The 14,012-nt window shown below is 70.2% G+C and carries 8 protein-coding genes; 7 read left to right on the forward strand and 1 reads right to left on the reverse strand.

Features of this window, described 5'->3' with window-relative positions; all coding sequences use genetic code 11:
* Positions 1-369: 369 nt before the first annotated feature.
* Positions 370-1,410: a DUF1559 domain-containing protein gene (locus GXY15_09190; protein NLV41382.1), complete on the reverse strand. Its 1,041-nt coding sequence runs from the start codon at positions 1,408-1,410 to the stop codon at positions 370-372.
* A 121-nt stretch (positions 1,411-1,531) separates the two neighbouring features.
* Between GXY15_09190 and GXY15_09195 the strand changes: the two genes are divergently transcribed.
* The 7 genes from GXY15_09195 (at position 1,532) to GXY15_09225 (ending at position 13,794) form a co-directional block, all read left to right on the forward strand.
* Complete coding sequence (locus GXY15_09195) at positions 1,532-2,236, forward strand: TetR/AcrR family transcriptional regulator (GenBank protein ID NLV41383.1); 705 nt, start codon at positions 1,532-1,534, stop codon at positions 2,234-2,236.
* A gap of 23 nt (positions 2,237-2,259) precedes the next feature.
* Complete coding sequence (locus tag GXY15_09200; GenBank protein ID NLV41384.1) at positions 2,260-3,171, forward strand: hypothetical protein; 912 nt, start codon at positions 2,260-2,262, stop codon at positions 3,169-3,171.
* A gap of 1 nt (position 3,172) precedes the next feature.
* The gene (locus tag GXY15_09205) at positions 3,173-5,785 is read left to right on the forward strand and encodes a sodium/solute symporter (protein NLV41385.1); all 2,613 of its coding nucleotides are present in this window, start codon (positions 3,173-3,175) and stop codon (positions 5,783-5,785) included.
* 107 nt (positions 5,786-5,892) lie between these two features.
* Entirely contained in the window at positions 5,893-6,885 is a 993-nt protein-coding gene (locus GXY15_09210) for a family 43 glycosylhydrolase (GenBank protein ID NLV41386.1), read from the forward strand.
* On the forward strand, positions 6,882-8,720 hold the full coding sequence (locus tag GXY15_09215; GenBank protein NLV41387.1) for a family 16 glycosylhydrolase: 1,839 nt from the start codon (positions 6,882-6,884) through the stop codon (positions 8,718-8,720). Before GXY15_09210 ends, GXY15_09215 begins: the two co-directional genes overlap by 4 nt.
* A 2,231-nt stretch (positions 8,721-10,951) precedes the next feature.
* Positions 10,952-12,070 carry an exo-alpha-sialidase gene (locus GXY15_09220; GenBank protein ID NLV41388.1) on the forward strand — a complete coding sequence of 373 codons (1,119 nt, stop codon included), beginning with the start codon at positions 10,952-10,954 and terminating at the stop codon, positions 12,068-12,070.
* Positions 12,071-12,084: 14 nt separating this feature from the next.
* The gene (locus GXY15_09225) at positions 12,085-13,794 is read left to right on the forward strand and encodes an MBL fold metallo-hydrolase (protein NLV41389.1); all 1,710 of its coding nucleotides are present in this window, start codon (positions 12,085-12,087) and stop codon (positions 13,792-13,794) included.
* The last annotated feature ends 218 nt before the right edge of the window (positions 13,795-14,012 follow it).

A 14,012-nucleotide genomic window follows, 5' to 3' on the forward strand; every position in this document is an offset into this window, starting at 1 on the left:
GAAAATTTCGGATGCCCTTTCAGGGCATGTGTTGGAGGGTGCCTCCTCCCCAGGGCAGGCCTGGCCCTTCGGGCGGCGGCCTGGCCTGGGCTATAGGCGGATGTCCCGTTGGGACAACAAAGACGGACTCACAGACCGAGGGACGTTCATGCCGTTTGCAGGCGGTTTTTCAAGGCGCATTGTAGTGCGATTCCCCTGAGTCACCCCCCCCCGCCCCAAACCGACCGGGGAAGGCGGCGCGGCCCCTTGCGTGAACCCGGTGGTTCCCCGTGTCCCCGGGACAGGAAACCAGGCGGAAACGCGCCGCTTCCGCCTGTTCCGCGGGGGGCGGCCGGGAACCGGTTCCGGGCCGCCCCGCAGAAAGATGGACTAGAGGGCCGGGGTGAGCAGGCCCAGCACCCGCGCGACGGCGCCGATGACTGGGGGCGTGCCGTTGATTTCCTGGTAGCGGACAAATTCCACATGGCCGTCCATGTAGAGCACGTTCGACCCGCCGGGGATGTGGTTGTAGCCGGACGTGTCGGTGGAGATCACGTCCATCATCATGAAGACCCCGCTCTGGGCCTGGGCGCTCGCGCCGGGGTTGTTGATGTCCGTGATGAGGAAGCGCTCGATCCCCTCGCGCAGCCGGTAGATGGTGTTGCCGCCGCCGTTCCCGAACCCGTCCAGCAGGCTGCCGGTGATGTCGCTGTCTATGGCCGACATGATGCCCGCGTCATCCTTGTTCAGGAAAGCCTGGACGAGCCCGGGGGTGAACAGCGACATCAGCCCGTTCAGAAGCTGTGTGGGGCCGTCGCCGGAGGTGTCCACGCCGGAAATGTCCGCAATGGCGCCGATCATGCCGGCGAACGGCGCGATGGGCGTCATGCCGTAGCGCTCGTCGGTGCGGTCGAAGACCCAGCTCAGGTAGAGGTAGCTGGAGTCAATGCCGCGCATGCACTGGTCCACGCCGCCGATGACGTCAAAGCACCACTCGCCCGCCTTGGGGGCGCCGGCGGGGTAATGGGCCTTTTCGATGGACGCTCCGAGTTCGGGGTCCGACGGGCAGAAGACGATCATCGGGTCCGTCAGGTACTCGGGGTAGATGCACGGCACCCGGGGCCCCATGTCCAGGGTCGAGTAGAATCCCGGCGGGTAGTGGTTGAAGGCGCCCGCGGCCAGGGGCGGAAAACTCATGCCCTTGGACTCGTTGGCGTACATCTTGAACACCAGGCCCCACTGTTTGAGGTTGTTCTGGCAGGAGGCGCGGCGGGCGGCCTCGCGGGCGCGCGCCAGGGCCGGCAGCAGAATCGCCGCCAGGATGCCGATGATCGCGATCACGACCAGCAGCTCGATCAGGGTGAATCCGGTTCTTCGTCTCATGGTCTGATTCCTTATGAATTGAAGACACAGAGCCGCGTTTCCGGACATCCGGCCCGGAACACGGTTGCTGCCCACTGAAATTATACCCGGCACCTGCCACGCCGGTGCCGGGACAGGTTGCGGGGGCCGCCCCGGAGGATGTAGGCTGAACGCTGTTCAGGGAAAAGTCATGGGACCGAATGCCAGAAAAAGTCACCCCCTTTCCGTGTCCGAGGCGCGCCGCGAGCGCGAGCGGGCCGAGCTCACCGAGCGGATCATGGACGCCGCGCGGGAGATGTTTGTCCGCGACGGCTACGAGGCGGTGACCCTGCGGAAGATCGCCCTGGCCGTCGAGTATTCCCCGGCGGCGATTTACCAGTATTTCAAGGATAAGCAGTCATTGGTGCGGGCCATCATCCGGCGGGACAGCGACGACCTGCGGACGCATCTCCGGGCGGGGCTGAACCGGGAGGCGCCGGTGGAGCAGCTGGTGGAGATGGCCCGGCTCTACGCCGAATGGGGCATCGCGCACCCCAACCATTACCGTCTGATGGTTGTGCCGCCGCCCGCCTGGGTGGAACAGGACCGGGAACTGAACCGCAGCGACCCCACGCCGCTGGAGCAGGAAATCCTCGCCATGCTCTGGATGGTGGTCAAGGGGGCCATTGAGCGCGGCGCGCTCAGGGAGAAATACACGGACCCCGCGCTGGTCGCGGCCACGCTGTGGGCGGGCATTCACGGGGCAGTGCTGCTGGAAATCAACGCGCCCCCCGAGAACCGGGCGCGCCTGGGCGGCGCCGACACCCCCTTCGAGGCCCGGTTCGCCACGCTGCGGGAGGTGTTTCTCGACGGGTTCCTCCGGGAGGGCGCGCGGGACGGAACGGCGGCCGGGTGACTCCGGCCGCGGACGGAGGGCACATGGACCGACTGACCGGCCTCATCGCGGCAACCTTCACGCCGATGCACCCCGACGGAAGCGTGAACCTTGCGCCCGTGCCCATGATGGTGGAGGGGCTGCTGCGCAACGGGATCACGGCGCTGTATGTCTGCGGCAGCACGGGCGAGGGCCCGTCGCTCACGACGGAGGAGCGCGCGCGGGTGGCGGAGGCCTTCGTGGCCGCGGCGGCCGGGCGGCTGCCCGTCATGGTGCAGGTGGGCCACAACTCGGTCGAGGACGCGCGGCGGCTGTCGGCGCACGCCGCGTCCATCGGGGCCGACGCGATCAGCGCGGTGTCGCCGTCGTACTTCATCCCGGAGGGGGTGGCGGCGCTGGTGGAAACCCTGGGCCGCATCACCGACGCCGCGCCGGACCTGCCGTTTTACTACTACCACATCCCCCGGCTGAGCGGCGTGTCCCTGAGCCCGCTGGCCTTTCTGGAGGCGGCCCCGGCGCGGATGCCCTCGCTGGCGGGCGTCAAGTTCAGCTGCCGCGACGTGGAGGTGATGCAGGAGTGCCTCGCCTTCGACGGCGGGCGGTTCAACATCCTCTTCGGCGTGGACGAGATGCTGCTCTCCGGCCTGGCGGCCGGGTGCCACGGCGCGGTGGGCAGCACCTACAACTTCCTCGCCCCGCTGTACCACGAGGTCATGCGCCGCCTCGCGGCGGGCGACCTGGCCGGGGCGCAGGAGCACCAGCTCCTCGCCGCGCAAATGATCGCGGTGATCCTCCGCCGCCACGCAAACGCCGGGATCAAGGCGGCCATGACGCTCGCGGGTGTCCCCTGCGGCCCGGCGCGGCTGCCCCTGTCGCCCCTGACAGACGCGGAGATCGCGGGCATGCGGGACGAGCTGGACGCCCTCGGCTTCGCCGAGTGGTCGGCGCGGTTCTGACATGGGCGCTCGCGCGCGGCTTCTGGCGGCGTCTCTCGCCGCGGCGGTCCTCTCCGCAACGGCGGCGGCGGCAACCCTTCGGTGGGACGAGCTGCCGCCCCTGCCCGACCCCGCCGGGGTGGCGGGGCCCGTTGTGGGGGTCCACGGCGACGCGCTGATCGTGGCGGGCGGGGCCAACTTCCCGGAGCCGCGCTGGGAGACGCAGAAGGTCTTCCACGACCGGGTCCATGTGCTCCTCCGCGAGACCGCCGGGGGAAAGACCGCGTACCGCTGGGTGGAGGGGCCGCCGCTGGCGCGGCCGCTGGCCTACGGCGCCTGCGCGTCCACGCCGCGCGGCGTGGTGTGCGCCGGGGGCAACGACGCGGGGCAGGTCCACGCCGACGCGTTCCTGGTCGCGTGGGACGCGGCGAACAAGACGGTGAACTGGACGGCCCTGCCGCCGCTGCCCGAACCGCGCACCAACGCCGCCGCGGCCGTCCTCGGCGACACGGTCTACGTCATCGGGGGCACCACCGGGCTCGGCCTGGAGACGGCGGACACGGCGTTTCTGCGGCTCGACCTGTCACGGCCCGAGGCCGGCTGGGAGGTTCTGCCGCCCTGGCCGGGGCCGTCCCGCGCGCTGGCCATCGCCGCCGCGCAGAACAACGGCGTGGACGACTGCGTGTACCTGTGCAGCGGCCGCCGGGTGAACGGGGCCGGGGAGACGGAGTTTCTCAAAGACCTGTACGCCTTCAACCCCGCGCGGCACCGGGCCGGCGGGGAGGGGTGGCGGCAACGGGCCGACGCGCCCCGCTGCCTCATGGCGGGCACCGCCGCGCCCGTGGGCCAGAGCCACCTGTTCGTGCTGTCGGGCGCGGACGAGGCGCTGTTCTTCCAGACCGACACGCTGAAGGAGGCGCACCCCGGGTTTCCAAAGGAGGCCTTCGCCTACCACACCATCACGGACACCTGGGTGTCCGCGGGGGAGACCCCGGCAAACCAGGTGACCACGACGGCGGTGCGGTGGGGGGCCGACCCCGCGAAGGATCCCGTCATCGTGGCCAGCGGAGAGCTGCGGCCGCGCCTGCGCACCCCGCGCGTGTGGGCGGTGACCCCGGTGTCCGGCGGCACGCGCTTCGGGGCGGCGGACTTCACGGTCCTCTTCCTGTACCTTGCGGCCATGATCGGCGTCGGGGTGTTCTTCTCCTTCCGCAACCGGACGGCCGATGACTTCTTCCGGGGCGGGCGGCGGGTGCCGTGGTTTGTGGCCGGGCTCAGCATCTTCGCCACCATGCTCAGCTCCATCACGTTCATGGCGATCCCCGCCAAGAGCTACGCCACCGACTGGGTGTACTTTCTGCTGAACATGACCATCGTGGCCGTGGCCCCCTTCGTGGTCTGGCTGTTCCTCCCCTTTTTCCGGAAGGTGGACGCCGCAAGCGCCTACGAGTACCTGGAGCTGCGCTTCAACCGCTTCGCGCGGCTCTTCGCCAGCGCGTCCTTCACGCTCTTCCAGATCGGCCGCATGGCCGTCGTGCTGTACCTGCCCTCGCTGGCGCTGGCGGCCATCACGCCGCTGTCGGTGGAGCAGAGCATCCTGCTCATGGGCGTCCTCAGCATCGTCTACTGCGCCCTGGGCGGCCTGGAGGCCGTCGTGTGGACCGACACCGTCCAGAGCTTCGTGCTGCTCGGCGGCGCGCTCTTCAGCCTCGTGCTGATCCTCTGGCGGGTGGACGGCGGGCTCGGCGGCGCGCTGGAGACGGCGCTGGCCCACGACAAGCTGCGGCTGGCCACGGTGGACTTCTCGGCGGGCAGCTTCGCCACGTCGGCCCTGTGGGTGGTGGCGCTGGGCGGCTTCGCCCAGAGCCTCGTGCCCTACACGTCGGACATGGCGGTGGTGCAGCGCTACATGGCCGTGCCGGACGAGAACCGCGCGAAGAAGGCCATCTGGACCAACGCCGTCGCCGTTGTCCCCGCCACGCTGCTCTTCTTCGGCATCGGCACCGCGCTCTTCGTCTTCTACGCGAACCACCCCGAGCGCCTCGACCCCACCTTCCGGACCGACGCGATCTTCCCCCTGTTCATCGCGCGGGAGCTGCCCGTCGGCGTCGCCGGGCTCGTGGTGGCGGGCGTCTTCGCCGCCGCCCAGTCCACCATCTCCACCAGCATGAACAGCGTGTCCACGGCCGTGGTCTCCGACTTCTTCCACCCGTGGGGTCTGGCCCGGTCAGAGCGCGCCGGGCTGTGGCTGGGCCGCCTGTTCACCGTGCTGTCCGGCGTGCTGGGCACCGGGCTTGCCCTGACCTTCGTCTCCTCCGGCGTCACATCCATCTGGGACCGGTTCATGGCCATCCTGGGGCTCTTCGGCGGGTCCATGTGCGGGCTCTTCTGCCTCGGCATCCTCACCACGCGCGCGAACGGCCCGGGCGCGGTGGCCGGCGCCCTCGCCGGGGCCGCCGGACTCTACTGGGTCCAGCGCCACACGCCCACCCACTCGCTGCTCTACGCCTTCGTCGGCGTGGCGCTGTGCTTCGTCGCCGGCTACCTCGCCAGTTTCGCCTTCCCCCCCGCGAAGAAGTCCATCCGGGGGCTGACCATCCACACACTGCGCGACGCGGACGGGAAGGACGCATGACAGGGAAAACACAGAACGCCTGTTTTGGTGCCGCCCTGCTGCTGGCGGCCTGCCTGTGCCCGCCGCCGCTCCGCGCGGAGACTGGCGGCCCGGTCCCGGAGCCGCTGATGCGCTACGGCGACGCGGACCACGGCGCGCCCTTTGCGAAGGACCCCTCCGTGGTGCGCCACGGCGGGCGCTATCTGATGTACTACTCGGTCCGCCTTCCCGGCCGCATCGGCATCGGCATCGCGGAGAGCGATGACCTGACCCGCTGGCGCAAGGCCGGCGAGTTCGCCGCGGCGGCGGACTACGAGAAAAAGGGGGTGGCCGCGCCCGCCGCGCTGGCGCATGGCGGGAGGGTGCACCTCTTCTACCAGACCTACGGCAACGGCCCGAAGGACGCCCTGTGCCACGCCGTCTCCGATGACGGGCTCACGTTCGAGCGCAACGCCACCAACCCCGTCTTCGCGCCGTCGGGCGGCTGGACGGCCGGCCGCGCGATTGACGCGGAGGTCCGCCTGCACGGGGACACGGCGTTCCTCTACGGCGCCACCCGCGACCCGGAGATGAAACGGCAGATGCTGTTCGTGGCGACGGCGCCGGTGGCGGCGGGCTTTGTGCGCGAGGGCTGGACCCAGCGCTGCGACGCGCCGATCCTCGCGCCCGAGCTGCCCTGGGAAACCGACTGCATCGAGGCCCCCTCGGTGATCCGGCGCGGCGGCCGCTTCTTCATGTTCTATGCGGGGGGCTACAACAACGACCCGCAGCAGATCGGCGTGGCCGTGTCGGACGACGGCCTCGCCTGGACCCGCCTCTCCGACGACCCGCTGCTCCCCAACGGGCCGGAGGGCGCGTGGAACCACAGCGAGTCGGGCCATCCCGGCGTGTTCCAGGACGACAACGGAGACACCTGGCTCTTCTTCCAGGGGAACAACGACCAGGGGAAGACGTGGTTCCTGTCCAAGATGCGCGTGGCGTGGGACGCGGAGGGCCTGCCCTATCTCATCCGGCCCGAGGACGGCCACGAGTTCCGCCTCGCGCGGACGCGCATGCCCGTGACGCCGCCCCCGCCGGACACGGGGACGCCTGACAACCTTTTGGAGGAAGCAAGCCCATGACCTTTTCCACACGATTCCTGCTGGCCGCCGCAGCGCTCCTGGCCGCCGGCCGAACCACCGTTGCGGCGCCCGAGGGCGCCCCCGTCTACGCCAAAGGGGAAAACGGCTTCGACACCTTCCGCATCCCCGCGCTGTGCGTCACCGCGAAGGGGGCGCTGCTCGCCTTTGCCGAGGGGCGCAAGGCCTCCCAGAGCGACACGGGCGACATCGCGATCGTGGTGCGGCGCTCGGAGGACAACGGGGCGACCTGGGGGGCCATGCAGACCGTCTGGGACGACCCCGGCAACACCAGCGGGAACCCCTGCGCCGTCGTGGACCGCGGCACGGGCACGGTGTGGCTGCTGACAACGTGGAACCGGGGCGACGACCACGAGAAGGACATCATCGCCCAGACCAGCAAGGACACCCGGCGCGTGTTTGTCCTGCGCTCCGATGACGACGGCCTGACCTGGAGCGCGCCGAAGGAGATCACGAAGGACGTCAAGCGGGACACCTGGACCTGGTACGCCACGGGCCCCGGCGCGGGCATCCAGCTCGCGCGCGGGCCGCACAAAGGCCGGCTGGTCATCCCCTGCGACCACATCGAGGCCGAGACCAAGCACTACTACTCCCACGTCATCCACTCCGACGACCACGGCGAAACCTGGCAGCTCGGCGGGCGCACGCCGGAGCACCAGGTGAACGAGTGCGAGGCGGTGGAGCTGGCCGACGGCCGGCTGATGCTGAACATGCGCAACTACGACACGGCAAAACGGACCCGCCAGGTGGCGTTCAGCGACGACGGCGGGACGACGTGGAAGGACCAGCGTTTCGACACCGCCCTGGTCGAGCCCGTCTGCCAGGCGTCCATCGCGCGGCATTCCTGGCCGGAGGGGGACGCGCCCGGGGCAATCGTGTTCAGCAACCCGGCGAGCGCCGCGAAGCGCGAGAACATGACGGTGCGCGCGAGCTTCGACGAGGGGAAGACCTGGGCCGCCGCGCGGGTGCTCTACCCCGGCCCCAGCGCCTACTCCTCCCTCGCCGCGCTGCCCGGCGGCATGGTCGGCTGCCTCTACGAGGCGGGGGAAAAGAACCCCTACGAGTCCATCGTGTTCGCCCGGTTCCCCCTGCCCCGGCCGTTCCTCCCGCCGTTGGCGGAGGGCCGCGCCTGGGAGCTGGTCTGGAGCGACGAGTTCGACGGCGACACGCTGGACCCGGCGAAATGGGAGGCCGTCGGCGACAGCCCGCGCCGCGATGCGTTCTGGGTGAAAGAGGACGCCTATCTCGACGGGACCGGGAATCTGGTGCTGCGCACGAAGAAGGACGGCGACCGGTTCACCAGCGGCGCGGTCCGCACGCGGGGCCGCTACGAGGGCGCCTATGGGTACTGGGAGGCCCGGTGCGAATTCCCCACCCAGCCCGGCCACTGGCCCGCGTTCTGGCTCATGCCGTCAAAGGACATCGGCTCGCTGGAGCGCGCCGGGGAGGACGGCACGGAGGTGGACATCATGGAGAAGCCCTGGCTGGAGGACAAGGTGCAGCACGCGCTGCACTGGGACGGCTACGGGAAGCACCACCAGTCGGAGGGCAAAGAGGCGGAGGTGCCCGGCGTCAGCAGGGGCTGGCACACCTTCGGCCTCCACTGGACCGAAAGGGAGTACGTCTTCTACGTGGACGGCGTGGAGACCTGGCGCACGTCCGCCGGCGGCGTCTGCCGGGTGCCCCTCTACATCAAGCTGACCGAGGAGATCGGCCCCTGGGCCGGCAGTATTGCCGACGCCGCGCTCCCTGATTACTTCCGCGTGGACCACGTGCGGGTCTATCAGGAGAAGGGCGGAGAAAAGGAGAAACTATGAACCGGCGCGCGGTGTGTTGTGTGCTTCTTGCGGCGGCGGGGTTCGCCGCCGGGTTTGCGGCGGCGGAGTCCCGTCACCTGCCGGACGGGGTGCAGCCCAGCATCGGGGCGTGGTTCTGCGGCGACGACTTCATGGAGCCCGAGGGCTACCGGAAATACGTGGACCTCTTCGCCGAGCGGTCCGTGTATGACCTGCTCACCATGAGCGTGCGCCTCAAGGAGCGCGAGATCACCGAGCCCGCCGTGCGCGACCAGGTGGCGGCGGCGGTCGCCTACGCCCGGAAGCGGGGCCTGAAGGTGGCCCTGGACCTCGACGCGCGCCTCGCGCGGGAGGCCTTCCGCCAGCGCTATCCGGAAGAGCAGCAGGAGATGCTGCGTCTGCGCACGGTGCCCCTGGCGGCGTCCGGGGAGGCGGAGCTGGAGATTGCCTCCGACACCCTGACGGACCACATGACGGGCAACACGACGCCCTACATCCCCCTGTCCGGGCGGCTGGTCCGCGTGTACGACTACCAGGCGGCGGAGGACGGCGTCCTGCCGGAGACGGTGCGCGACATCACGGAGCGCTGCGCCGTGCGGGAGGCCTCGGACAAGGCGGTGCGCGTCGCCATCCCCTGCGACGCGTCCACGGAGGGGCGGACGGCCTGCGTCATGGCGGCGTTCACCCACCTCACGCCGGACGTCTACGCGCCGCACCTGGAGGCCTTCGAGCGGGAGATCGTGGAGCTGTACGCCAACGTGCCGCTGGCGGGGCTCATGAAGGACGAGTGGGGCTTCCCGCCCTGCCACGGGGGCTGCCCCGAGAAGAACGACTTCTGGTTCTCGCGCTTCCGGGCCGAGGCCTACGCCGCCGAGACGAAAGGGGGGGATCTCGTGCGCGACTGCCTGCTCATGTGCCTGGGCGAGCGGGGCCGCGAGCGCGAGCGGCAGGCGGCCGTCAACATCCTCCTGCGCGGCTCCCGCCGGCGCAACACGGACCTGGAGGCCCACTACTATTACCTCGCGAAGGACTTCTTCGGCCCCGACGCCGCAGTGGTCACCCACGCCACCTGGACCCCCTTCCCCGGCCCGTCGGAGTTCAAGAAGAACGGGCTGCACTGGTGGGCCGCGAAGCGGACCTGGGGCCAGACGGACGAGACGACGCCCTTCGCCGCCCGCACCGCCCTCGCCAAGAAGTGGGGCGGCGGCGTCTGGTACAACCAGTTCTACTCCACAAACCCCGACGACTACCGCGAGAGCCTCTGGACCCACGCCCTCGGCGGCGGACGCATCAACTACCACCCCCTCTACCCCGCCCCGGAGGGCATGGACCGGATGGACCGCATCGGCGCGCTCCTCGCGCCGGACATCGTGGCGGGCGAAAGCCGCCTGCGCCTCCTGCCGCTGATCAGCCGCGCCCCCGTGGACTGCCCCGTCGCCGTGATCTTCGGCCACGCCTCCGCCATGAACTGGGCGGGCCCGGCCTATGGCGAGGTCGGCCTCGGCCTCACGGACGCCTTCTGGCAAGCGGGCTATTACGCCGACCTGATCCCCTCCAGCGAGGTCCTCTCCGGCGCGTTCCGCGTGGACAGGGAGGGCCGCGCCCTCGCCTACGGTGCCCAGCGCTACGCCGCCGTCGTCCTGTGCAACATAGACCTGGAAGAGGAGGCGATATGCCGCCCCTTCTTTCCGACAGGGGAATGGGACACGATGGTGTTTCATATTGGCCACTGGATGAGCAATTTTGCCGGGAGGCAGTATTTCGGGAACGAGGCCCTCGGGCTGGGGGTGGGGTATGTGAAGGACGAGGCGGCGGCGGTGGCCAAGGTCATCGAGCATCTGAAGCGTTGCGGTATCCCCCCGGTGACCCCGGCGGAGGGCCGTCTGCCGAACAAGACCGTCTGCCCGGGCCGGGAGGGGCACCTCCGGCTCACGGACGGCACGGTGGTCTTCCTGAACGGGAAGACCAACGCGGCGGGCGACCCGATCTCGGGCACTTTCCAGGTGGCGGGGCAGGACATCCAGGCCGAGGCGCGGGGCCTGCTGGCCGTGCGGCTCACCGCCGACGGGAAGGTGGACGCCCTGGCGGCGGGCGGCTTGGAGCGCTTCGTCGGGGGCGGGCTGTCCCTCGATCTGGACACGCCGACCGACCTGGCCTACTGGCATGACGGCGGCCGCCCCAGAGGCGCGCTGCAGGACGCGGCGGGCCCCCTGCCCGCCTCCCTCGCCGCGCTTACGGACGACTGGCTTCGGCTGGAGACCCCGGCGGCAGCGGCGGCGAAGCCGCCCGTCGAACCGCTGCCCGTGGTGGACCTGTCGGATGACACGGCGCGGCAGGTCGTCATCGCGCGGGGCACGCGCCAGGTGTACCAGGGCCACCCCACCACCGCGATGACCGGCGACAGGAAGACGATGTTCGCCGTGTGGAGCGTGGGCCACGGCGGCCCCGCCGGGCCCATGGCCCGCAGCGACGACGGCGGCCTCACCTGGACCCGGCTGGACGACCAGCTCCCGGCGGCGTTCCGGAAGCATGTCAACTGCCCGAGCCTCTACCGCATGGAGGGCCCGGACGGGCTGACGCGGTTCTGGGTTTTCTCCGCGCGCACCGAGGGGATGGACGCGGCGGGAAGCATGCCCCGCATCGTCAGCGAGGACGACGGCAGGACGTGGCGCGAGGCACCGCCCCTCGGCGCGGCCTTCGAGTGCGTCATGACCTTCAGCTCCATGGTCCGCCCCCGGAACGGCGACTGGCTCGCCATGTACCACCGCCGTTCCGGCCCCGACAAGCAGGGGCTGGAGGTCATGCAGACCGTCTCCGGCGACGGCGGGATCACCTGGTCCGACCCCGTGGTGGCCGCACAGGTGCCGGGGAAGAAGCCCTGCGAGCCCTTTGTGTTTGAGGCGCCGGACAACTCCGGACTGTGCTGCCTGATGCGCGAGAACACGCACACGGGGAACAGCCTGATGATGTTCAGCGACGACGGGGGAAAGACCTGGAGCACCCCCGTGGACACGCCGTGGGGGCTCACGGGCGACCGCCACATGGGCGTGCGCGTTCCCGACGGGCGGCTCGTCATCGCCTTCCGCGACCGCGCGCCCGAAAGCCCGACGGACGGCCATTTCGTCGCGTGGGTCGGCACCTACGACGACATCCGGAAGGGCCGCCCCGGCCAGTACCGCATCAAGCTGCTCCACAGCCACGCGGGCGGCGACTGCGGCTACCCCGGCATGGAGCTGCTCCCCGACGGCACCATCATCGCCACCACCTACGTCAAATACCGCAAAGGTCCGGAGAAGCACTCCGTGGTCAGCGTCCGGTTCCGTCTGGAGGAGACCGACGCGCTGTTCAAGAAGGCAACAGGGGAAGAATAGGAGACCGGCATACCATGTTCATGATCGCGGCCCTTCTGGCGGTGTCCGCCGCCCTGGAGTTTCCCCCGGAGCTGGTGGACTTCGCGCCGATGCCGGGCAACCCCGTGTTCGAGGCGGCCGGGCCCGGCCACTGGGACGAGTGCATCCGGGAGCGCGGCTGGATTCTGCACGAGGACGGCGTCTACCACCTCTGGTACACGGGGCACCGGAAGCGGGGCGACGACACCCGGAAACTGGGGTATGCCGTCTCCGCCGACGGCGTCCACTGGCAACGCCACCCGGACAACCCGGTCCACGCGGAGGGCTGGGTCGAGGACATGATGGTGGTGAGGGCGGGGGACACCTACCACATGTTCGCCGAGGGCCGGAACGACGAGACGCACCGGCTCAGCTCCACCGACCGGGTCCACTGGACCGACCACGGCCGCCTCACGGTCCTTCAGACCAACGGAGAGCCGATCGCGCCGGGGCCCTTCGGCACGCCGACGGCCTGGCTGGAAGACGGGGTCTGGTATTTCTTCTACGAGCGGAACGACGAGGCGGTGTGGCTGGCCACCTCCACGGACCTCGCCACCTGGACCAACGTGCAGGACGAGCCGGTCCTTCTCCGCGGCCCCGGCGGCTACGACCAGAAGATGATCGCCCTCGACCAGATCGTGAAACACAGGGGGACCTACTACGCGTATTACCACGGCCTGATCCCGGACACGCGCCCGGGGGAGTGGACCTCGGCGGTCGCCGCCTCCGCGGACCTCGTCCATTGGGAGAAATACCCCGGCAACCCGATTGTGGGGGGCGACAAATCCAGCCCCGTGCTGGTTCCCGACGGGGAGGCCTTCCGCTTGTTCACCGTGCACCCCGCCGTGTGGGCCTACGGGCGCCGCGCGCCCGGCGCGGCCGCGCCGGCGCCGCGCGCGGACAGCTTCACGGTGTGGCAGCTCCCCAACCAGACGCGCTCCCAGATAATGTCCTATGTGGTGCAAACCGCCGGCGGGCGGCTCATCGTCCTGGACGGGGGCATGGCGGGCGACGCCGCGTATCTGCGGGCGTTCCTCAAAGAGCGGGGCGGCCGGGTGGACGCGTGGTTCCTCACCCACCTCCACGACGACCACTGCGAGGCCCTCGGCGTCCTGCTGGGCGACCCGCAGGGGCTGGAGATCGGGGACATCTGCGCCTCCGTGCCCCCCGCCGAATGGTTCGAAACGGCGTGCAGCCCCGCCGAGCAGGCAGTCTACCGCACCTTCATGCAGGCGCTTGCGGCGGCCGGCCACACCCTGGTTCCGCTGTCCCCGGGCGACATGAGGGGCCTCGACGGCGTGCTGGTGCAGGTGCTCGGCGGATGCAACCCCGAACTCCTCAAGAACCCGCTCAACAACTCCTCCATGGTCCTGCGCCTCAGCGACGCGCGGAAGTCCGTGCTGTTCCTCGGCGACCTTGGCCTGGAGGGCGGCGAGAAGCTGCTGGCGGGGCCGCAGGCCGGATGGCTGCCGTCCGACATCGTGCAGACGGCCCACCACGGGCAGAACGGCGTCGGCGAGGCCGTCTACCGGCGGATCAGCGCGAAGACCTGCCTGTGGCCCACGCCCAAATGGCTGTGGGACAACGACAACGGCGGCGGCGAGGACTCCGGCCCCTACCGCACCAAGGAGGTGCGCGGCTGGATGGACGCCCTCGGCGTCCAGAACCACCTCCGCATGTTCGACGGTCTCCAGAAGGTCGAGTGACGCGGCAGCCCGCGGGTCCTGACCGCCGGATGGGATGCCGCCGGGCCCGGAGGCGTTCCGGGAACGAGATGGCTTCGCTCCGCTCGCCATGACGCGCTTCATCACGTCATGGCGAGCCCCAGACCGCCGTGGGCGGGAATTCTGTCCATGAAGCCATGGATACGGGTGTCCTTTCCCTCTTCACCCCGGAGGGGTGAGGGCCATTAGCCGGTGGTTGA

This window comes from Candidatus Hydrogenedentota bacterium, from assembly GCA_012730045.1.
Classification (GTDB): domain Bacteria; phylum Hydrogenedentota; class Hydrogenedentia; order Hydrogenedentales; family CAITNO01; genus JAAYBR01.

What these genes read in the sequence shown, in the direction of transcription:
- GXY15_09215 (NLV41387.1), top strand. Translation starts at nt 6,882, where the DNA reads ATGACCTTTTCCACACGATTCCTGCTGGCCGCCGCAGCGCTCCTGGCC.
- GXY15_09190 (NLV41382.1), bottom strand. Translation starts at nt 1,410, where the DNA reads ATGTCCGGAAACGCGGCTCTGTGTCTTCAATTCATAAGGAATCAGACC.
- GXY15_09200 (NLV41384.1), top strand. Translation starts at nt 2,260, where the DNA reads ATGGACCGACTGACCGGCCTCATCGCGGCAACCTTCACGCCGATGCAC.
- GXY15_09205 (NLV41385.1), top strand. Translation starts at nt 3,173, where the DNA reads ATGGGCGCTCGCGCGCGGCTTCTGGCGGCGTCTCTCGCCGCGGCGGTC.
- GXY15_09210 (NLV41386.1), top strand. Translation starts at nt 5,893, where the DNA reads ATGCGCTACGGCGACGCGGACCACGGCGCGCCCTTTGCGAAGGACCCC.
- GXY15_09195 (NLV41383.1), top strand. Translation starts at nt 1,532, where the DNA reads ATGGGACCGAATGCCAGAAAAAGTCACCCCCTTTCCGTGTCCGAGGCG.
- GXY15_09225 (NLV41389.1), top strand. Translation starts at nt 12,085, where the DNA reads ATGTTCATGATCGCGGCCCTTCTGGCGGTGTCCGCCGCCCTGGAGTTT.